The organism is Enterobacter sp. 186315, from assembly GCF_053290175.1.
The window spans coordinates 21,403-43,459 of the sequence record NZ_JBPTTK010000027.1 but is presented as its reverse complement, the minus strand read 5'-3'; the positions used below and the strand labels follow the sequence as shown (position 1 = coordinate 43,459).

16 protein-coding genes are annotated in these 22,057 nt (G+C 58.8%); 13 read left to right on the top strand and 3 right to left on the bottom strand.

Annotated elements, in window-relative coordinates; genetic code table 11:
• The 3 genes from tssI to ACSVHP_RS21095 all read right to left on the bottom strand — a co-directional run.
• Positions 1–1,239 (bottom strand): type VI secretion system tip protein TssI/VgrG (tssI, locus tag ACSVHP_RS21105; RefSeq protein ID WP_447552884.1); only part of this gene is annotated, 1,239 nt, incomplete at its 3' end.
• Between the two features lie 66 nt (positions 1,240–1,305).
• Positions 1,306–1,824, bottom strand: a complete 519-nt coding sequence (locus ACSVHP_RS21100) for an Hcp family type VI secretion system effector (RefSeq protein ID WP_417313383.1) — start codon at positions 1,822–1,824, stop codon at positions 1,306–1,308.
• A gap of 1,788 nt (positions 1,825–3,612) precedes the next feature.
• Positions 3,613–4,470: a DUF4225 domain-containing protein gene (locus ACSVHP_RS21095; RefSeq protein ID WP_447552883.1), complete on the bottom strand. Its 858-nt coding sequence runs from the start codon at positions 4,468–4,470 to the stop codon at positions 3,613–3,615.
• Positions 4,471–4,718: 248 nt separating this feature from the next.
• Between ACSVHP_RS21095 and tssB the strand changes: the two genes are divergently transcribed.
• From tssB to tssM, 13 genes are read left to right on the top strand one after another with little or no spacing between them, the layout of a single operon-like run.
• Entirely contained in the window at positions 4,719–5,216 is a 498-nt protein-coding gene (tssB, locus tag ACSVHP_RS21090; RefSeq protein WP_417313384.1) for a type VI secretion system contractile sheath small subunit, read from the top strand.
• Positions 5,217–5,236: 20 nt separating this feature from the next.
• Complete coding sequence (gene tssC / locus ACSVHP_RS21085; protein WP_447552882.1) at positions 5,237–6,712, top strand: type VI secretion system contractile sheath large subunit; 1,476 nt, start codon at positions 5,237–5,239, stop codon at positions 6,710–6,712.
• 5 nt (positions 6,713–6,717) lie between these two features.
• A complete protein-coding gene (gene tssE / locus ACSVHP_RS21080; protein WP_417313386.1) occupies positions 6,718–7,137 on the top strand; it encodes a type VI secretion system baseplate subunit TssE in 420 nt (139 codons plus the stop codon).
• A 3-nt stretch (positions 7,138–7,140) separates the two neighbouring features.
• Entirely contained in the window at positions 7,141–8,961 is a 1,821-nt protein-coding gene (gene tssF / locus ACSVHP_RS21075) for a type VI secretion system baseplate subunit TssF (protein ID WP_447552881.1), read from the top strand.
• Positions 8,928–9,962, top strand: a complete 1,035-nt coding sequence (gene tssG, locus ACSVHP_RS21070) for a type VI secretion system baseplate subunit TssG (protein WP_417314910.1) — start codon at positions 8,928–8,930, stop codon at positions 9,960–9,962. Before tssF ends, tssG begins: the two co-directional genes overlap by 34 nt.
• 4 nt (positions 9,963–9,966) lie before the next feature.
• Entirely contained in the window at positions 9,967–11,262 is a 1,296-nt protein-coding gene (gene tagH, locus ACSVHP_RS21065) for a type VI secretion system-associated FHA domain protein TagH (RefSeq protein WP_447552880.1), read from the top strand.
• Entirely contained in the window at positions 11,259–11,783 is a 525-nt protein-coding gene (gene tssJ / locus ACSVHP_RS21060; RefSeq protein WP_417314907.1) for a type VI secretion system lipoprotein TssJ, read from the top strand. The genes tagH and tssJ overlap by 4 nt, the downstream gene beginning before the upstream one ends.
• Before the next feature lie 2 nt (positions 11,784–11,785).
• Complete coding sequence (tssK, locus tag ACSVHP_RS21055) at positions 11,786–13,129, top strand: type VI secretion system baseplate subunit TssK (protein WP_234673634.1); 1,344 nt, start codon at positions 11,786–11,788, stop codon at positions 13,127–13,129.
• Positions 13,130–13,133: 4 nt separating this feature from the next.
• A complete protein-coding gene (gene icmH / locus ACSVHP_RS21050; protein WP_447552879.1) occupies positions 13,134–13,871 on the top strand; it encodes a type IVB secretion system protein IcmH/DotU in 738 nt (245 codons plus the stop codon).
• A 9-nt stretch (positions 13,872–13,880) separates the two neighbouring features.
• A complete protein-coding gene (tssH, locus tag ACSVHP_RS21045; RefSeq protein ID WP_447552878.1) occupies positions 13,881–16,484 on the top strand; it encodes a type VI secretion system ATPase TssH in 2,604 nt (867 codons plus the stop codon).
• Positions 16,481–17,149 (top strand): type VI secretion system-associated protein VasI, encoded by a 669-nt coding sequence (vasI, locus tag ACSVHP_RS21040; RefSeq protein ID WP_447552877.1) that lies wholly within the window; start codon positions 16,481–16,483, stop codon positions 17,147–17,149. The genes tssH and vasI overlap by 4 nt, the downstream gene beginning before the upstream one ends.
• A 4-nt stretch (positions 17,150–17,153) precedes the next feature.
• The gene (tssA, locus tag ACSVHP_RS21035; RefSeq protein WP_447552876.1) at positions 17,154–18,512 is read left to right on the top strand and encodes a type VI secretion system protein TssA; all 1,359 of its coding nucleotides are present in this window, start codon (positions 17,154–17,156) and stop codon (positions 18,510–18,512) included.
• Positions 18,513–18,524: 12 nt separating this feature from the next.
• Positions 18,525–22,049 (top strand): type VI secretion system membrane subunit TssM, encoded by a 3,525-nt coding sequence (tssM, locus tag ACSVHP_RS21030; protein WP_447552875.1) that lies wholly within the window; start codon positions 18,525–18,527, stop codon positions 22,047–22,049.
• The last annotated feature ends 8 nt before the right edge of the window (positions 22,050–22,057 follow it).

The following is a 22,057-nucleotide window of genomic DNA, read 5'->3' as shown; positions in this document are numbered from 1 at the left end:
TACGCGCACCCAGCAGGAGGTGTCTTCAGGGCTTTTCGGGCTGTTGCGATCCCAGTGGAACTTCACCCGCACCCGGCCATGTTCGTCGCAGAAAATTTCTTCACCCGCTGGCCCGGTGACGACGGCGCTTTGCGGGCCATCGACTTTAGGTTTTGCCAGCGGTTGAGAGCGCCAAGTTCGGTCGGCAGGGATGGCGGTGAACTGGTTACGCAGTGTGGTCCCGGCCCCCTTACTGCCGTGCAGCGCCTGGGGCTGTTCGCCGGAAAGCAGGCTGCTCACGACCTGCCACTCGCGGTTAAGCGTTTCCTGCGGGTGGTTTTGTAGCGTGAAGCGTGTGCCCGGATATAGCTGCGGGGAGTTGCTGCAACCGCTGGCTTTCTCCGCATTGTTGCGCAGGCCGTCCATCTGGTAGCGGCTAAAGGCCTCACCGTGTGATTCATCCTTAAAGCGGCCCGGATAATCAAAAATCTCGTATTGAGTGAACTGATTATTCAGATTTGCGCCCTGCTGGGCGTACTGCCCCTGCCATCCCGGCATTTTGAAGGTGTAATCCTGGCTGATGAGGGATGAAGGACGAACGTTAGCTTCGTAATGGAATGCGTTAATGCATTCATTTATCGTCTGGGTGCTGGTATTCGGATTAAACGGGAAGGCATCCGCTATCGCTGTCAGGCCGGATACATCATCACACAGCGCCAGTTTCTGCTCATCGCCCTCTGGCAAAATCTTGTCGTAAAAGAAAATCCCTTCTTCAGCCCACAGGCGCGATAAAAATACCAGGTCAGATTCGCCGTACTGAACGCAAAATTCCCGGGCAGGGTGGGTTTCATTGAACGCAGGAAGCCATTCGGTGACGCCGTTTTCATCGAGGAGGGTAGCGGAAATGGTTTTGATATCTTGCTGCTGAAAGATGCGGAAATTTTTACGTAGCCCACAGCGCCACAACGGCGGCTGGATTTTAAACTGGTACTGGATTTGCCAGTCGCTGTTTTCTTTCATGGCGAAGCTGGCGACGACGCCTTTCACCTCACGCAAGGCGTTAAGTCCTTGCCAGATGGTCAGCGTGGCACTCTTTTCGAGCAGATTTTTTGCTTCCAGATCAAATGACCGGCTGGCAGCGGTAACCGTCATGAAAAACGGGAAAGAAAGACTTTGATTCAGCTGAAAACTGACGACAGCAAAGGTGTCTGACTCTTGACCATCAACATCCAGCGTAAAACGCAAACCTTTTAAAGACATTTGACCCTCCCGATTTTCAAAAAAAAAGCATTCCGCCCGTCAGGGAGGAATGCTGTGGATAAAACCTTATGCTTCCAGCGGTGCACGCCAGTCGTCAGCACCTGAAGTGCCTGCTGAAACGTGTTCCCACTCGATTTTGCGATACGCTAAAGAGACTTTAACCAGCTGCGTAAATTCGCGTTTGGTGTCGTCCTGGCAGTGCGGCATCGTGCAGTCGATATTCACAATGGTGGAGTCGGTCAGGCGAGTGGTGAAGAAATGCTCCTGCTTGCCTTCAATAGAGGTGCGATACCAGTGCAGCTCTGTTTCTGGCAGCATTTCGCCAGAGGCCAGTGCGTTGTACATCAGCGGAACGGCTTTGTTCAGCGCCACGGTAAAGATGAACGGCTTGTGCGCACGCTGGCCTGAAGGTTGTCCAGACTGAGGATCGGTCGGGACGGTAACGTTATGGCTGAATTCCTGCACCAGCATCTCGTTTTCGTGACCCTGGACGTAAATGTTGCCCACAGATTCTGCGGTAAACGCGCCGTCAGTAATCAGACCCTGGGTTTGTCCTTTGATAGAGATATAACACGGTGTTGGCATGTAAAAATCCTTTCCTTAATTTACGTGATATGAACTTCCGTGTTCGAGGCTATTTTCATAGCATCTAATACAGAAGGCCGTATTTAATACGTTTTTTGATTAAGGAACTCAACGTACGCAAACGGACATCGAGTTTGATGTGTCAGTTCAGGGAAGATTTATCGTCGAGAAAAGAATTAATAGATATTATTGGATATATGGGGTTTATATATATCGGTGGCATTCATTTTTTAAATGAATGTTTATTTATTTTACAGTAAAATAAACGTATGAGAAGGCGTTTGTCATCAGTTTTAGTGATTATTGAATGCGGTTTTGCGGGCGGAACGCGGAGTTAAAGTTGAGGTGGGGTAATATTTTGTGTGCTAAACGATTTCGCCGCCTTTTTCTGTGTTTTTATATTTTTTGTTCCAGCCGCCCTTAGATCTCTGAAGCAACATATTAACTATAATATTGACTCTTGTTTTATGGCTGGATGCTATTTTTAGCCCATCATCTGAATATCCCTTTTTTGTGAATTTCCTTAATTACTTTTCTGGCTTTGTATGCCTGGGTTATCGGCAAGACTATATTGAAAACTAAATAGATCAGGCACAGAAAACTAAGTGAAAATAACGCCCGTCCCATTGGCGTTCCGTGATTTTCGCTGAGAAGGAAATGTGATTGCAGTACAAAGAAAAACATTAACACATGCAGGAATAAGGATCTAAAGAAATGCCGTGAAAGTTCGTAAACAGTATCGTATAGCGTTGTGCTACGTCGTGCCGAAAATCCCTTTAAACGTGATATCTGTTTGGTTGAAAATTTGCACATATACATTATTTCGATAAGTTTGGCTTCACTCATGTTTATGCCCAATTTTTTATGGTGATATTCATTACAAATTAACTCTAATTGATACTTGAGATCTAAAAATCTATAACAATGCAATATCGATTATAAAAAGACCATGTTAAGATAAGGATTGGGTCCTTTTCTTAATATCCTTCATGACTTTTCTAGCTTTATACCCTCTGAATAATGGCGCAACAAAATCAAGAATGATATAGGTAACAACTAGGGTGCCAAGGCATCCAATGAGCATCGTAATATTATGCCCTTGTTGTTCGCTATAACGTAAGTATGTATGAAACAACATAACGAATGCTAATATATGTAGAAATAAGGATTTAAAAAAAAGCTGCGACAGTTTTGAAACTGTGTCATATAACGATGTGGAATATTTCTCTGAAACTTTTTTCAATGTATGTATTTGTTTTGTGGAAAAATCATTCATATACATCAGTTTTATTAATTCATCTTCATTCATTTGGAACACCTATATTTTAAAATGCTGTATATATGAAAAGAGGGTTTTGTATTCAACAGTATTAATAGTTAAGATGTCTTTTTTGTGTGATTTTAATGACTTTCCTGGATTTATATCCAAGAGGTAATGGGGCAAGTATATAAAAAATTATGTATGTTAAACCCAATATGCTAAGCGAGAATAAAGCTCTTGTGAATTCAGTTCCATTGCTCTCTTTAATTAAAGAGTGTCCTAACAAGATAAAGAAAAAGGTTAAGATGTGCATGAATAACGATCTAATAAAGCGCTGGGAATTCTCATGTACTGTAGAGTACAGAGACATTCTGTGTCTATTAGAATAAATTTTTAATTTGTCTATCTGTTTTTTTGTAAAGTTTGCTTCATACATTATTTTGATTAATTCATTTTCACTCATTGAAACTCTCAATACTTATGATGAAATATATTAAAAAATATACCACAGTTTGACGTGGCCGCAACTAATAATCATGATACGGAATAAGTGGTTGAAGAGGGTCTTTAGGTGCGGAATCGGTTAACGAATAGTAGGTCTGCGTTCCTGAGTAAAGTGTGGCTATGTCAGGAAATGCTTCAAAAGCCAACTCCAGGGAACTCATTGTTCTGAATCCTCTCTCGTAATCAGAAGGTATATAGTCAAACAGTCTCCATGCATGGGGTACGAGTTTAGTTCCTAGCAGAGCTGTTGCAGATAAACCCAGATCCATCCCGGCAAAAACCAACTTGCCATAATTTCGGTCATAGCCAAAAAAATGGGCTGTTTCGCCATATAGATAAGTCATAGGGCCTATGGCGGTATCATCATCGAAAAATAAACTGCTACCATTTTCAATTATGTTATTTATTCCATGCATAACGAGCATGGCACCCATTGCTGATCCCACTATTGTAGGTGTCCCTGCAAAGAGAAGAACGCCTCCTGAGACCATTTGCAATACCCCTCCTAATAGTCCAATACTTTTTACAACATAAGATAACACCCCATTTATAATTCGTACTTCTACAGACGCTGCGGGTTGTACCTGTTTAGATTCAAGCCAGCCTATTTGTTTCTCAAGGTAATCCTGCTCTTCTCTTAAATAGGCCAGCGCCTGCGTTTTCTCCGCATGTGAACGACCGCTCTCAATGCATTCAAGCTGAGCTTCGGTAAAGGCTTCGACATTCGTTAAAAAAGAATAACGCACTTCATCATGGTTGATGAAACCAGAAGCTTTAATTGAGATTTGCCTTAATGCCTCTGCCTGAATTTTAGCCTGCGTTCTGAGAATATGGCTTAATGACCCATTATTACCATTCCTACCCTGAATATATCCATCCATACCTTTAATCCTATCCTTATTAATAACCAAAACTCAGGCGTGAAGTAAATACTTCCCACACGAGCATAATTCAACGTACGCAAACGGACATTTTTTACCCCCGCCTTTAACCGTATCATGCACGCTTTAAAAAAGTGCCACCCCTGTTTACTGCCCTGAGAAAACAATCCGGGATGTTTTGCTGTGCGGATTTTTTAATTTCTTATGGCCCAAAGGGAATTCACCGATAACCAGATGGATAACTCCTGATGAGCAACAATAAAGACGGCAGTATCGCCCCGAAAGAACGTATTAATATTCGCTACCTTCCGAAAACGGATGGTCAGATTGCAGAAGTGGAATTACCGCTTAATTTGCTGATTACGGGCGATCTGAAAGGTAAGGCCGACGACACGCCGCTGGACGAACGCCAGCCGGTCTCAATCAATAAGAACAACTTCGATGCGGTGATCGCCGAATCGGGGATCGCGCGCGAGTTCTCCGTGCCGTCAGCGCTCAGCGAGGCGCCGGATGCCCGCATGGAGATCAACCTGAAGGTCAACTCTCTGGCCGATCTCTCTCCGGACAACGTGGCGGCCAGCGTGCCCGAGCTTAAAAAACTGCTGGAGCTGCGCGAGGCGCTGGTGGCGCTGAAAGGGCCGATGGGCAATATCCCCGCGTTTCGTGCTCAGCTTCAGGCGCTGCTGGCGAATGAAGAAACCCGCGAACAGCTGATTCAGGAACTGGGCATCGCCAGTCAGAAATAAATTTGCATAAGGATTGCACAATGTCTTTACAGGAAGAAGTGACGCCGGTCAGCGCAGCACCGCTCGCGACCGGATCTCTGCTCGATAACATCATGGCGCAGAGCCGTTTTCAGCCCGAGTCGGAAAGCTACGATATTGCCCGCCAGGGGGTAACCGCCTTTATCGCTGCGCTGCTGAAGCATCAGGCGGAGTCCGTGGACATTCTGGCGGTCAACGCCATGATTGCCGATATCGACGAGCGCCTCGGTCGTCAGATGGATCTGATCTGCCACTCCCCGGAGTTTCAGGAGCTGGAGTCGTTCCTGCGCTCCCTTAAGCTGCTGGTGAGCCGTGCGGATACGCGGGAAAACATCAAAATCCACCTGCTGCACGTTACCAAAGAAGAGCTGCTCGATGACTTCGAGTTCGCACCGGAAATCACCCAGTCTGGCTACTACAAACACGTCTATTCCACCGGGTACGGCCAGTTCGGCGGCGAACCCGTCGCGGCGGTGGTCGGTAACTACGCGTTTGCCAATAACGCCGCCGACATGAAGCTGCTGCAATACGTCAGCGCGGTGGGCGCGATGGCGCACGCGCCGTTCCTTTCTTCAGTTGCACCGGAGTTCCTGGGTCTGGACTCCTGGACGGAGCTGCCGGGCATCAAAGACATCAGCGCGATTTTCGAAGGCCCGGCCTACACCAAATGGCGCTCCCTGCGTGAAAACGAAGACTCCCGCTATCTGGGTCTGACCGTGCCGCGCTTCCTGCTGCGCCAGCCGTATGCGCCGGGCGACAATCCGGTGAAAAGCTTTAACTATCGCGAGGACGTCAGCCGCAACCACGATGACTATCTCTGGGGCAACACCGCGTTCCTGCTGGCGGCGAATATGGCCGAAAGCTTCGCAAAATATCGCTGGTGCCCGAATATCATCGGCCCGCAGAACGGCGGGGCGGTGAAGGATCTGCCGGTTCACCTGTACGAGGCGATGGGCCAGCTTCAGGCGAAAATCCCGACTGAAGTGCTCATCACCGACCGTCGTGAATACGAGCTGGCGGAAGAGGGCTTCATCACCCTGACCATGCGCAAAGGCAGCGACAGCGCGGCATTCTTCTCCGCCAACTCGGTGCAAAAGCCGAAGAACTTCCCGAACACCCCGGAAGGCAAAGAGGCGGAAACCAACTATCGCCTCGGCACCCAGCTGCCGTATCTGTTCATCATCAACCGCCTGGCGCACTACATCAAAGTGTTGCAGCGCGAGCAGATTGGGTCGTGGAAAGAGCGCGGCGATCTGGAAAACCAGCTGAATACCTGGATCCGCCAGTACGTGGCCGATCAGGAGAACCCGCCGGCAGACGTGCGCAGCCGTAAGCCGCTGCGCCAGGCCAAAATTGAGGTGCTGGACGTGGCGGGCGAGCCGGGCTGGTATCAGGTCGCGCTCTCCGTGCGTCCGCACTTCAAATACATGGGCGCAAGCTTCGAACTGTCTCTGGTTGGCCGTCTGGACAAGGAGTAAGCACGGTGACGGAACGGCGTATCGGAGGAAGTTTGTTCGAGCGTATCGGCGATGCGGCGGCGATGTCCCCGCAGCGTAAGCCGAAGACGGCGCTGCTGTCTTCCATCAGGCACAACCTGCACAACATCCTCAATACCCGTTCCGGCAGCTGTTATGGCTCCCCGGAGCTTGGGATCGACGATCTAAACGATGACGCGCTGGCCTCCAGCGATTTCCGCAAGGAGATTGGGCGCGGTATTCGTGACTGCATCCTGCGCTATGAACCGCGGATCGCGGAGGTGACGGTCACCGCCGCCTCCGCGCACGGCTACGCCCCTATGGAGCTGCGTTTTCATATTGTGGCGCAGGTGAATTTCACCGACGCCGCAGATGTCCTTGAGTTTGACATCCTGCTGGATAACCACCAGCGCTATCGGGTTGAGTAATACATGGCTTTTGAAGAACGTTATTATCGCGAAGAGCTTGATTACCTGCGTCAGCTGGGAAAACTGCTGGCGCAGGAAAAGCCCTATCTGGCCCGTTTTCTGGCGGAGAAAGAGGGCGATCCCGACGTCGAGCGTCTGCTGGAAGCCTTCGCCTTTCTCTCCGGTGGCCTGCGTCAAAAGCTGGAAGACGAATTCCCGGAATTTACCCACGGGATCATCCGCATGCTCTGGCCGAACTACCTGCGCCCGGTGCCGTCGATGACCGTGATTGAACACACCCCCGAAAACACGCTCAAGACGCCGGTCAAGGTCTCCCGAGATGAGCTGATTGCCACCCGGTCGAACCTGTCCGGTGCCTCGGTGCATAAAGGGGCGTTAACCGACGCGGGCCGGGAAAGCGTTCCGGCCTGCCACTTCACGCTGGCGCGCGATACCTGGCTGCAACCGCTGCAACTGGTCGACGTGCGCAACAACAGCACCCTCAAAGAGGGCATTATCGACGTCGATTTTGTTATCGACGCGGGCGTGTCGCCAGGGTCGCTGGATCTCAATAAAATCACCTTCTGGCTCGGCAATGACGACGACTACACCCGCCATCAGCTCTATCTCTGGTTCAGCGAACGCCTGATGGACGCGGAGCTGGTCGCGGGCGAGCGCTCTGTTCCCCTGCCGGACCTGTGGCTGAAGGCCGCCGGTTTTGCCCGTGACGATGCGCTGCTGCCCTGGCCGAAGAACGTCCACAACGGCTACCGCGTATTGCAGGAGTATTTCTGCTACCCGGAGGGGCTGTTTTTCTTTCATCTGTGCGATGTGGCGCCGCTGCCGGACGATTTCCCGGCGGGCGCGTTCACGCTGCGCCTGCGCTTTAACCAGCCGCTGCCGGTGGATATCAAGCTGCGCCGCAGTTCGCTGCGCCTGCACTGCACCCCCGCCGTGAACCTGTTTGTCCACCATGCCGAACCGGTCAGGCCGGACGGCAGCGCGGCGCAGTATCCGCTGCGCGCCAGCCATCAGCAGCCGGACGCCTATGACATTTTCCGCGTGAAGTCGGTTTCCAGTAAAACCGCCGGGTCTGATACCTCTAAAGCGCATCGCCTGTGGCCGGAGTTTGAAAGCTTCAACCACCAGATTGAGTACAGCCGCCAGCGCGAGGTGGTCTACTGGCATCACCGGACCAAAACCTCGTTGTTCCATCGCGGCCTCGACCACGCGATTGCCTTTGTCCACGCCGATGGCGAAGTGCCGGAGGCCGCAAAGATGAAAGGCGAGGTGATCACCGCCGCGCTGGTCTGCACCAACCGGATGCTGCCCGCACGGCTGCACGCCGGCGATATCTGCGTGGCTATCGGCAAAAACCCGGCGGTGGCCTCGTTCAGCAACATCACGCGCCCGACGCGTCCGCTTTATCCGGTGACGGACGGGGACATGCACTGGTCGCTGATTTCCAGTATGAACCTCAACTATCTCTCCCTGCTGGACCGGGACGTGCTGGTGCAGATCCTGCGCACCTTCGATCTGCCGGGCATTCACCACCCGCAGCAGGCGCGGCTCTCCCGCCAGAAGCTCGACGCCATCAAGACGATGGAAACCCGGCCCGTCGACCGGCTGTTTAAAGGCGTGCCGATCCGGGGGCTCGCCACGACCCTGTGGATCGATCCGGCGCCCTTTGTCTGCGAAGGGGAGGTCTACCTGCTCGGCACGGTGCTGTCGCAGTTCTTCTCGCTGTACGCGAGCATCAACGCGTTTCACTGTCTGAAAATCATCAACACGGAAAGTCAGGAGGCCTGGGAATGGCAGAGCAGCGGCCAGCACGACCTGATGTAGCGTTTCCGACGGACGTGCGGGGCATCAACTTTTATGCGCTGCTGGAGTCGCTCTACCGTCGCCACGGCGCACCCGGTGAGGAGCCTTCCCTGCGCACGGAGCCGGACAGCGAGGTAGTGCTGTTCAGCTCGGACGCCAGCATTGCCTTTCCGGGGAGCGATTTAACCTCGCTCACCCGCGACGCGCGCGGCCAGTTCCGCTTAACCACCCGCTTTCTCGGCTTTTCCGGCAGCCAGTCGCCGCTGCCGGGCTATTACCTCGACCGGATGGCGCGGGAGTCGGCGCAAAACGAAGAGGGGCTGAACGCCTTTCTCGATCTGTTCAGCCACCGCTGGACGCAGTTTGCCTACCACGCCTGGCGCAAATACCGCTACTACGCCTGCTTTCGCAACGGCGGCACGGACCGGTTTTCGCAGCGCATGTACGCCCTGGTGGGGCTGGGGAACCCGGCGGTGCGCGACAAGCTGGCGATCAACCACAGCAAAATGCTGGCCTACGCCAGCGTGCTGGCGACGCCGGGACGCGCGCCGGACGTGGTATGCAATCTGGTTTCCCACTGTTTTGACCTGCCGGACGTCACGGTGGAAGGCTGGCAGCTGCGTAAGGTGGCGATTGCCCCCGCGCAGCAGAACCGTCTGGGGGAGCGCAATCCCAAGACCCGCACCGCCGGGTACGTGGCCGGACGCTCGGTGCTGGGCGTTAATTTCACCCTCGGGGCGCGCGTGCCGGATCGCAGCGGCAAGTTTCTGCTGCGGATAGGCAGTCTGTCGATGGAGCGTTATCTGTCGTTTTTGCCCGACGGCGAACACCACCAGGCATTGCAGATGTTTGTCTCGTTCCTCCTGCGCGACCAGCTTGCCTGGGATCTCCAGCTCTGTCTGGCCCCCGCGCAGGCGCAGGGGATGCAGCTCGGCGATAAAACAAATACCCGTCTGGGCCGAACCGCGTTTATCGGTCAGCCGCAGACGCCGCCTTACGTCACCCTCCACATCAGGGAGTAATTTTATGGAGCAGTCTGTGGTTGCGGAACAACACCCACGCGGCAAGGTATCACTGACCCTACAGGTCATGAACGGCAATGAGCTGGAGAGCGGGCGCGCCGCGCGCTGCCTGTTTTCCGGTGACGGCGGCGACATTGGTCATGCGGAGGCCTGCCACTGGCCGGTGCAGGATCGCGCGGGCTCGATTGCCGGGCGCGCCTGCGCCATCGTCCGCCACGACGGGGCATTTTGCCTGCGCAGCCTGATGCCGGGGCTGATGATCAACCTTGCGCCCGTGTCAACGGATGCCGGGCTGGTGCGCCTGCATCAGGGCGATGAGATAAGCCTGGGCGCGCTGGCGCTGAAGGTGTTTCTGCATGAGGGCAAGCGCGTCAGCTACGACGAGCAGATGGCGACGCCGGAAAGCATCGTTACCCAGCGCGACGGCCTGGTAGACGCTCTTATGTCCACCGACGGGCAGCCGGAATACCCCGGCATGCAGATGCGTCATCAGATGACCGCCACCGTGGTAAACAGCTTTTCCTCGGATCCGCTCCAGGTATTGCAGAGTGAAAATCTGACGACCATGACCTCCAGCGCGGAGCACGGGCCGCGCACGGTGCCGCTCTCGGATCTGAAGGCCAACGGCGGGATCGACATGTCCTTCATGGATCTGCCCCCGGTGTACGCCACCCCGCGCGACGAAGACGAATTTTCCCACGCCGATATGGCCCCCAGACATCTGGCGCTATCGCCGCTGCTGCGCGGGCTGGGCACTTCGCTGGTGGTGCATAACTCACAGGAGGCCGACGCCTTTCTCGAAGAGGCCGGGCGTGCGCTGCGGGCGGCGGTGCAGGGGCTGCTTGAGCTACAGCACAGCCAGAACAGCCTGTCGGATAAACACCTGCGTCCGCTGGAGGATAACCCGCTGCGCCTGGGGCTGAACTACGACGCCGCGCTGGACGTGATGTTTGCCGGGGGCAAAAGCCCGGTGCATCTCGCGGCGCCTGCGGCCATCGGCGAGAGCCTGCGCAATATCCGCCACCACGAAGAGGCCAACCGCGCGGCGATATCCGAAGCGCTGCGGGTGATGCTCGACGCCTTCTCGCCCCAAAGCCTGACCCGCCGCTTTGTGCAGTATCGCCGCAGCCACGAGCTGCGCCGCGAGCTGGATGACGCCGGGGCCTGGAGCATGTACCGCCACTATTACGACGAGCTGGCCTCGGATCGGCAGCAGGGGTTCGCCATGCTGTTTAACGAGGTCTACGCCCAGGTGTATGACCGGGTGCTGCGTGAAAAACAGCGGGAGCCGGAAGCATGAAACGGGTTGTCGCCCTGCTGGTGTTGCTGCTGGCGAGCGCGCTGTGCGGCTGCACCATGACCAAAAAGATAGGCCAGGTGATTGCCGATCCGGATATTCAGGTCGGCGATAACAAGGATCAGCCCTCTGAGCTGATCGTCACGCTGCTGACCGAGCCGGAAAGCAACCTGAACGGCGAGGGGGAAGCCGCCCCCGTTGACGTGCAGCTGGTGTACCTGAGCGATGACTCAAAGCTGCTGGCGGCGGATTACGACCTGCTGGCCTCCACGCCGCTGCCGGAGGCGCTCGGGAAAAACTATCTCGACCATCAGGACTTCACCCTGTTGCCGGACGCCCTGAAAACGCTGGCGGCGGTGAAGCTGGATCCCAAAACGCGGTTTATCGGCATCGTCGCCTACTTTTCCGACGACCAGGCCAGCGAATGGAAACAACTCAAGCCCGTGGAGGGCAGCGGGCAAACGTACCGGCTGCTGGTCCACGTGCGACAGAACAGTATTGAAATAAAAACAGAGGACAACTGACGATGGCCACAATGAAAAACCGGGTGCTCTGGCAGGAGGGGATGTTTGCCCTGCCGCAGCACTTTCAGCAGCAGCAGCGCCATAACGACGCCATGCTGTGCGAACGGCTGGAGGCGCTGGGAGATTATGCCTGGGGATTCACGGCGCTGTCGCTGAACATCGAACTGCTGGCGCAGGGGAAGGTGATGATTGACCGCGCCGCAGGCTGTATGCCGGACGGCACCCTGTTCCGCATCCCCGACCAGGATCTGCTGCCGCTGCCGTTTCAGCCGCGCGAGCTGACCACGCCGGAAAGCCGCGATATCTACCTTGCGCTGCCCGTGGCGACGCACAACATCAGCGAAGTGCAGGGGGTACGCAGCGCCGGACAAAGCTCGGAGCGCTACAGCGTGACGCGCACCGACGTGCGTGACGTCCACAGCGACGAGGGCGACGTACAGTCGCTGACCCTCGGCCAGCTGGCGCTGAAAATCGTCAGCGGGGCGGACGATCTCAGCGCGATGGTGGTGCTGCCGCTGTGCCGTATCCGCAGCTATCAGCCCGGCGGGGCGCTGGTGCTGGACGAGGAGTTTATCCCGACCTGCCAGACCCTGCGCGTCAGCCCGCTGCTCAACCGTTTTGTGGGCGACGTGCAGGGGATGATCGCCACCCGCGCGACGGATCTGGCGAAGCGGATCGGCTCGCCGGAGCAGAGCGGGATTGCGGACGTGGCGGAATTTATGATGCTGCAACTGCTTAACCGCAGCCAGATGCATTTTTCCCACCGCGCGCGCCTGCACACCCTGCACCCGGAGAGCTTCTATCTCGATCTGGTGCGGCTGCTGGGTGAGCTGATGACCTTCACCGAGAACAGCCGTCTGCCCTGCGAGGTGGAGCCTTACGACCACCGAAACCTGACGCGCTCGTTTAAAACGGTGATCCCGGAGCTGCGCCGGGCGCTCAATATCGTCCTGCAACCGCGCGCCCAGAATCTGCCGCTGATCTTCACCGAAGGGGTCTATCTGGCGACGGTCAACGATCCGGGCCTGCTCCAGTCCGGTGCCTTCGTGCTGGCGGTTCGCGCGCGGATGCCGCACAGCCAGCTGATCCTCCAGTTTACGCAGCAGTCGAAAATCGCCGCCACCGACAAAATCCGCAATATGGTCAGCGTGCAGGTGCCGGGCATTCCGCTGCGCACGCTGCCCGCCGCGCCTCGCCAGCTGCCGTATCACGACGGCTACGTCTATTTCGAGCTGGAAAAAGGCACCGCTGCCTGGCAGGACGTGGTGAAAGCGGGGGCGCTGGCGATGCACATCTCCGGCACCTTCCCGGAGCTGGATATGCAGCTGTGGGCAATAAGGGGTTAAGGCGATGAGTGAATCCGTTAGCGCTGCGTCCGGACGTCAGTACCGCCTGACGCTGCGCGGAAACAGCCTCAACCCGATGATCGACGCCGCCACGCCGCTGCTGGGCATGGTGATGCGCCTGTCGGGCATGAACAGCCAGACCATGCCGGAGCACCTGTTTGCTCAGGTGGTGACGGACGTGCAGGCGGTAGAACAGCTGTTGCAGGAGCAGGGCTACGAGCCGGGCGTGATTGTGTCGTTTCGCTACATCCTCTGCACCTTTATTGATGAAGCGGCGCTCGGCAACGGCTGGTCGAATAAAAACGAGTGGATCAGGCAGTCGCTGCTGGTCCATTTCCACAACGAATCCTGGGGCGGGGAGAAGGTCTTTATTCTGCTCGAACGCCTGATGCGCGAGCCGGTGCGTTACCAGGATTTACTGGAATTTTTATACCTCTGCTTCTCGCTGGGATTTCGCGGCCGCTACAAGGTGGCAAACCAGGGGCAGGATGAGTTCGAGCAGATTTACCGTCGCCTGCACCACGTCCTGCACGGGCAGCGCGGCGACGTGCCGTTCCCGCTGCTGCATCAGGATAAAAAAACGCCGGGCGGGCGCTACCGGCTGATGAAACGCCTGACCATCAAACACATTTTGCTGGGCGGCAGCGTGGTTCTGGCGCTGGTCTATCTGTTTTACCTGCTGCGTCTGGACGCGCAGACCCAGGACATTCTTCACCAGTTAAACCGGCTGCTTGCCAGGTAAGGACACCACATGATTCAGATTGATATCTCCACGCTGGTAAAACGGCTGAACGCCTTTTCCCGCCAGGCGCTGGAAATGGCGGCCACCGCCTGCATGAGCCAGCAGGCAACGGAAATTTCGGTCAGCCACGTGCTGCAACAGATGCTGGCGATCCCGCGCAGCGACCTGCGGGTGATAATTGAGAAAGCCGATATTGGCGTGGCGGAGCTGGAGCAGGCGCTGACGGTAGAGCATTACGCGACGCTGCGCCATGCGGACAGCTATCCGGCGTTCTCCCCGCTGCTGGTGGACTGGCTGCGCGACGGCTGGCTGCTGGCCTCGGCGGAAATGCAGGCCAGCGAGCTGCGCGGCGGGATATTGCTGCTGGCCCTGCTGCACGCGGCCCCGCGCTACGTGCCGCCAGCGGCTGCCCGATTGCTCACCGGGATCAACCGCGATCGGTTGCAGCAGGATTTTGCCGACTGGACGCGAGATTCCGCGGAGTCGGTGGCGCTGAGTGAGGGCGAGACTGCGCCCGTGCGCCCGGACGACAGCCTGCTGGCCCGCTACGCGAAGAACATGACCGAAGAGGCCCGCAGCGGCAGGCTGGATCCGGTGCTGTGCCGCGATCGTGAAATCGACCTGATGATCGACATTCTCTGCCGTCGCCGCAAAAACAACCCGGTGGTGGTGGGCGAAGCCGGGGTCGGGAAAAGCGCGCTAATTGAGGGGCTGGCGCTGCGTATTGTGGCCGGCCAGGTGCCGGACAAGCTGAAGCATACCGCCATCATGATGCTGGATCTCGGTGCGTTACAGGCCGGGGCGTCGGTGAAGGGCGAGTTTGAAAAGCGCTTTAAGGGGCTGATGGCGGAGGTGACGCACTCTCCGGTGCCGGTGATCCTGTTTATCGACGAAGCCCACACGCTGATCGGCGCGGGCAACCAGCAGGGCGGGCTGGATATCTCGAACCTGCTGAAGCCGGCCCTGGCGCGCGGCGAGCTGAAAACCATCGCCGCCACCACCTGGAGCGAGTACAAAAAGTATTTTGAAAAAGATGCCGCCCTGTCGCGCCGCTTCCAGCTGGTGAAGGTGAGCGAGCCGAATGTGGCCGAGGCCACCGTTATTCTGCGCGGGCTGGCGGCGGTGTATGAGCAGTCCCACGGCGTGTTGATTGACGATGACGCGCTTCAGGCGGCGGCCAGCCTCAGCGACCGCTACCTCTCCGGGCGTCAGCTGCCGGACAAGGCCATCGACGTGCTGGATACCGCCTGCGCCCGCGTGGCGATCAACCTGTCGTCGCCGCCTAAGCAGGTCTCGGCGCTGACCACCCAATGCCACCAGCTTGACGCGGAGATCCGCCAGCTTCAGCGCGAGGTGCGGATCGGCCTGCGCACCGACGGCGGCAGGCTCGATGAACTGCACGAACAGCACGACGCGGCGCAGGCGGCGCTTCGGGCGCTGGAGGCGGCGTGGCAACAGCAGCAGGCGCTGGTGCAGGAGATTATCGCCCTGCGCCAGGCGCTGCTGGCGGAGCAGGAGGGCTGCCCGGCGCGTCTTACGGCGCTGGGGGCAGAGCTTGAGGCGCTGCACCAGACGCAGCGGCTGGTTTCCCCGCACGTCGACAGCAAACAGATTGCCTCGGTGATCGCCGAGTGGACGGGCGTGCCGCTGAACCGCCTGTCGCAGAACGAGATGTCGGTCATTACCGACCTGCCGCAGTGGCTGGGTGAAAGCATTAAAGGGCAGGAACTGGCGATTGCCCATCTGCATAAACACCTGCTGACGGCGCGCGCCGACCTGCGCCGTCCGGGGCGTCCGCTCGGGGCGTTCCTGCTGGCGGGGCCGAGCGGGGTGGGCAAAACGGAAACCGTCCTGCAACTGGCGGAGCTGCTCTACGGCGGGCGTCAGTATCTCACCACCATCAACATGTCCGAGTTCCAGGAGAAACATACCGTGTCGCGCCTGATCGGCTCGCCGCCGGGCTATGTCGGCTACGGCGAGGGCGGGGTGTTGACCGAGGCGATTCGCCAGAAACCGTATTCAGTGGTGCTGCTGGACGAGGTGGAAAAAGCCCATCCGGACGTGCTGAACCTCTTCTATCAGGCGTTCGACAAGGGCGAAATGGCCGACGGGGAAGGGCGGCTGATCGACTGCAAAAATATCCTCTTTTTCCTCACCTCGAACCTCGGCTATCAGGTGATTGTGGATCGCGCCGACAGCCCGGAAGCGATGCACGACGCGCTCTGGCCGGTGCTGGCGGAGTTCTTCAAACCGGCGCTGCTGGCGCGCATGGAGGTGGTGCCGTACCTGCCTTTATCGCGGGACACGCTGACCACCATCATTGCCGCAAAACTGGCCCGGCTGGAGAGCGTGCTGCACACCCGTTTTGGCGCGCAGGTGGTGATAACCCCTGCGGTGAGCGAGGAGATCATGCAGCGCGTCACCCGGGCGGAGAACGGCGCGCGAATGCTGGAGTCGGTCATCGACGGCGACATGCTGCCGCCGCTCTCGCTGCTGCTGTTGCAGAAAATGAGCGCAAGCGTTGCTATCGCCTGCATCACCCTTGACGCGCGGGACGGAGCGTTCAGCGCGGTGGTTGAAGATGCGCCGGTTGCGGAAGCCGGGGCGGTATGAAGCGTTTTATCTGCGGGCTTGTGCCGCTGCTGATGGGGGGCGCATCGGCGTTTGCCGCTGAGATACCGGATACGCTGACGGCCATGCAGCGCTGTCGCGAGGTGCCCGCCGCGCTGGAGCGGCTGGACTGCTATGACCAGCTTCTGGCGCCGGTTCAAAGCAAAGGCTTTGCCGGGGCGCTGGTAAAAGCGCGCTACGACGGCGAGGCCTGGACGCGCGCGCTGGCCCAGGAGCGGCAGCGTACGGATAACACGACCGGGCTGCGGGTCAGCCGCTCCGGGGGCGAGCGCCCGGCGGTGATTATTACCGCACCCGCTATCGGCAGCCTGCCGCCGCGCCCGGTCCTGATGTTCAGCTGCGTGGATAACATCACCCGGATGCAGCTGGCGCTGAGCGCTCCCCGCGAGGAGCATGATATTCCCGTGGTGCTGACCACCGAGAAAGGGCAGCTCCGCTCCCGCTGGTTTGTGCGCGAAAACGGCGCGCTGCTGGAGTCCAGCCGGGGGCTGACGGGGATCGAGGAGATCAAAGCGCTGTTTGGCGCGAAAACCCTGACGGTAGACACCCACACCGGCAGCGACGCGGGGAAAATGACCTTTAACATCGACGGGCTGGCGCAGACCATCGCGCCGCTGCGTGACGCCTGCCACTGGGCGGGAGAGTAACACTATGGACAGACAAAACCCGGAAATCTGGCTTGCGCATCTGCTGGAGAGCCTGCCGGAGGCGAAGCGCGCCGCGCGCATTGCCGACGACCACCCGGACTGGGAGTACATCGACGGGGAGATCGTCAAGCTCGGCTCGCTCAACCACGCGCAGCTCGATCTCCCCGAGCTGCAACGTCGCGGGCTGAAGCTGCTTGCCAGCGAAAGTAAAGATATTCGGCTGGTGTCGCACCTGCTGCGCACCCTGCAACACGCGGGGGATCACCTGCTGGCGCTGCGGATGCTGGCGCAGTACGTCAGCCAGTACTGGGACATCGCCTGGCCGCAGAATGCCGCCAATAAAAAGCGTTTTGCCAGCCAAATTCTTAAGCGCTTCGAGCCGGGGATGGCGGGCTTTGCCAGCGCCTCCACGCCTGAGGAGCGGGATGCCCTGCTGGGTGAACTGGCCCGGCTGGCGCTCGGCTGGCAGGCGTCCGGCGTGCCGGATCTGGCAGGCGCGGTGGATGATTTGTCCGCAGGCTATCAGCGGGCGTTTCGCGACGCGTCGCCAGCGCCGCAGGGCGTGGCTGATACCCCTGCTCGTGCGCCAGCTGCGCCCGTCCGAAGTGCGCCGACGGTATCGGTCGACAGCCATGATGAAAAAGCCTGGCGCGATACGCTGCTGAAGGTGGCGGCGATCCTCTGTGAACGACAGCCCGCCCAGGCGCAGGGGTATCGCCTGCGTCGTCAGGCGCTGTGGCAAAACATCACCAGCGCCCCGCAGGCCGACAGCGACGGACGCACGCCGCTTGCCGCCGTGTCTGCCGATATGGTGGCGGATTACCAGGCGCGGGCGGTTCGTGCGGATGCGGCGCTCTGGCAGCAGGTGGAGCAGAGCCTGCTGCTGGCCCCGTACTGGCTGGACGGCCACCATCTTTCGGCCAGCATTGCCCTGCGCCTCGGCTATGGCGAGGTGGCGCAGGCGATCCGCGACGAGGCCCGCCAGCTGCTTGCGCGTTTGCCCGCCCTGGATGGCCTGCTGTTTAACGACAGAACCGCCTTTATCGGCGACGCCACCCGCGAGTGGTTACGCGACGCGCCGCAGCAACCCGCCGCCTCATCCGATGACGCTGAGCAGGTGTGGGAGTGCTATCAGGCCAGCGGGCTGGACGCGGCGCTGGCGTGGCTGGAACAGCTGCCGCCGGGCGGCCCCCGCACCCATTTTTATCGGGAATACCTGACGGCGCAGCTGCTTGAGGCATCCGGCATGGTAGCCCTTGCCCGTCAGCATTATCACACCCTCAACCAGGCCGCGCGGCACATCGCGCTGGCAGACTGGGAGCCAGACCTGTTGCAACAGCTGGAAGACCGGGTCAGAAAATAACAAGGAGCGTTTGTGTTCAAAATACCTACCCCCCGGATGTTTAGCGGACTGAGCACCATGCTTAAACCCGCTATGCCCCGGCTTAAGGTGTCAGCGGTCTGGCTGCTGGCCCTGGCGTGGATTTTTCTGCTGGTGTGGATCTGGTGGAAAGGCCCGGCGTGGACGCTGTACGGGCAACAGTGGCTAAAACCGCTGACCCACCGCTGGCTGGCTACGACCCTGTGGGGGCTGCTGGCGCTGATCTGGCTGACCGTCAGGGTGGTGAAGCGCCTGCAACTGATGGAAAAACAGCAGAAGCAGCAGCGCCAGGAAGAGCAGGATCCGCTGTCTGTCGCCATTAACCGCCAGCAGCGCTATCTCGACCGCTGGCTGCTGCGCCTTCAGCGCCATCTCGACACTCGCAGCTACCTGTGGCAACTGCCGTGGTATGCCGTCATCGGCCCGGCGGGCAGCGGCAAAACCGCGCTGCTGCGTGAAGGTTTCCCGGCGGACGTGATTTATACCCCGGATGCCCTGCGCGGCGCGGAGCAGCGCCTCTTTATTACGCCGTACGTCGGCAAACAGGCGGTGATCTTCGATACCGACGGCGTGCTGACGCAAACGGAGGAGGGCGACGTGCTGCACCGCCGCCTGCGTGAGCACTGGCTCGGCTGGCTGCTGCAAAAGCGCACCCGCCAGCCGCTGAACGGCCTGATCCTGACCCTGGATCTGCCGGACCTGCTGACCGCCGACAAGCGCCGCCACGAACGGCTGGTGCAGATGCTGCGCAGCCGCTTGCAGGAGGTGCGCCAGTCCCTGCATACCCGGCTGCCGGTCTACGTGGTGCTGACCCATCTCGATTTGCTGACCGGGTTTGGCGCCTGGTTTGGCGCGCTGGACAGGCGCGAGCGCGATCGGATTTTGGGCGTAACCTTCACCCGTCAGGCGCATGAAAGCGACGACTGGCGCATGGAGCTGGAGAGCTTCTGGCAGGCGTGGGGCGACCGGATGAACCGGGCGCTGGCCTCGCAGATGCTGACCCAGTCTGCCGCGTCGCGCAGCGCGGCCTTTAGCTTCTCGCGCCAGATGCAGGGGGCAGGAGAGGTGATTGCCTCGCTGCTGGAGGCGCTGCTGGACGGGGAGCATCAGGACGTGCTGCTGCGCGGCGTCTGGCTGACCTCCTCGCTGCAACGGGGCCAGATGGACGATATCTTTACCCAGTCCGCCGCCCGCCAGTACGGCCTTGAAAGCGGCTCCCTGAGCGCCTGGCCGCTGGTGGATTCCAGCCCCTATTTTTCCCGCGCGCTGTTCCCGCAGGTGCTGCTGGCCGAGCCGAACATGGCCGGGGAGAACCGCCTGTGGCTGGCGGGATCGCGTCGTCGGATGAGCATCGTGGGCGGCTGTGGCGCGGTGGCTGCACTGTTGCTGGCTGGCGGCTGGCATCACGGGTATAACGAAAACTACCGCGCCGGGCTGAAGGTGCTGGCACAGGCGAAATCGTTCATGGACGTTCCGCCGCCGCAGGGTATCGATAACACCGGGCAGCTCCAGCTGCCGCTGCTCAACCCCGTTCGCGACGCCACCCTGGCCTACGGCCACTGGGGCGACAAAAGCTGGTTTGCCGATATGGGGCTGTATCAGGGGACGCGCGTGGGGCCTTACGTCGAGCAGACCTATCTGCACCTGCTGGAACAGCGCTACCTGCCCGCGCTGATGAACGGCCTGATCGACGATCTCAACAACGCGCCGCCGGGCTCGGAAGATAAGCTCGCCATCCTGCGCGTGATCCGAATGCTGGAGGACAAGAGCGGGCGTAACCCGGAAGTGGTGAAGCAGTTTATGGCCAGGCGCTGGAGCGAGGCGTTTCACGGGAAGCAGGGGGTGCAGACCCAGCTGATGTCCCATCTCGACTACGCCCTGCGCCATACGGACTGGTACGGCAAGCGCCAGAAGGGCGACGGGGACGCTATTCACCTGTGGACGCCATACGACAGGCCGGTGGCGGCGGCGCAAAAAGATCTGAGCAAGCTGCCGGTCTATCAGCGCGTCTACCAGAGCCTGAAAACCCGCGCGCTTGGCGTGCTTCCTGCGGATCTCAGCCTGCGCGATGTGACCGGGCCGACCTTCGATCGGATCTTCGTGTCCGCCGATGACGATCGGCTGATTGTCCATCAGTTCCTTACCCGCTACGGACTGCAAAGCTATTTTGTGAAGCAGCGCGACGAGCTGGTCACGCTGACGGCGATGGACTCCTGGGTGCTGGCCCTGACGCGCAACGTCTCCTACAGCGACGCCGACCGCACGGAGATCCAGCGCCAGCTGACCGAGCAGTACATCAGCGACTACACCGCCACCTGGCGGGCGGGGATGGACAACATTACCATCCGCGAGTTTGAGTCGCTGACCGCGCTGACCGGGGCGCTGGAGCAGATCGTCAGCGGCGATCAGCCTTTCCTGCGGGTGCTGACCGCGCTGCGCGACAATACGCGCCCGCCGGTGCTCTCCGAGAAACTGGATGATAAAGAGCGGGCGGAGGCGCAGCGCGAGCCAGACTGGCGGCTGCTCAATCGTCTGGGGCATGAGTTCGCCCCGGAAAACAGCACCCTGGAGGAGCAGAAAGACAAGGCCAGCACGTTGCAGGCGGTCTATCAGCAGCTGACCGAGCTTCACCGCTACCTTCTGGCGATCCAGAACGCGCCGGTCAGCGGGAAATCGGCCCTGAAGGCGGTACAGCTCAGGCTTGACCAGAACAGCAGCGATCCGATTTTCACTACCCGACAGATGGCGAAAACCCTGCCTGCGCCGCTGAACCGCTGGGTGGAGAAACTGGCGGATGAGGCCTGGCATGTGGTGATGATTGAAGCGGTTCACTACATGGAGCTGGACTGGAACGAGAACGTGGTGAAGATCTTCAACGCCCAGCTAGCGAATAAATATCCGTTTAACCCGCAGGCCAAAGAGGACGCCTCGCTGGACGCCTTCGAGCGCTTCTTTAAGCCGGACGGCGTGCTGGATACCTTCTATCAGCAGAACCTGAAGCTGTTCGTGGAAAACCGCCGGGGGATGAACGGGGATGACAACGTGATGATACGCGAAGACGTCCTCCGGCAGCTGGAGATGGCGCAGAACATTCGCGACACCTTCTTTAGCCGCCAGAACGGGCTGGGCACGCAGTTTGCCGTTGAGACCGTTTCGCTGTCGGGCAATAAGCGGCGCAGCGTGCTGAACCTTGACGGCCAGCTGGTGGATTACGCCCAGGGGCGCAACTTCAGGGCGCATCTGGTGTGGCCGAATACCATGCGTGAAGGTAACGAAAGCAAGCTGACGCTGATTGGCGCGAACGGCAAAGCGCCGCGCAGCATCGCCTTTAGCGGGCCGTGGGCGCAGTTCCGCCTGTTTGGCGCCGGGCAGTTAACCAGCGTGCAGGAGGGGAGCTTTACCGCCCGCTTCAGCGTTGACGACGGCACCATGACCTACCGTATCCACACGGACGCGCAGGATAACCCGTTCGCCGGCGGGCTTTTTAGCCAGTTCCACCTGCCGGAAACGCTCTACTGAGGGGCCAG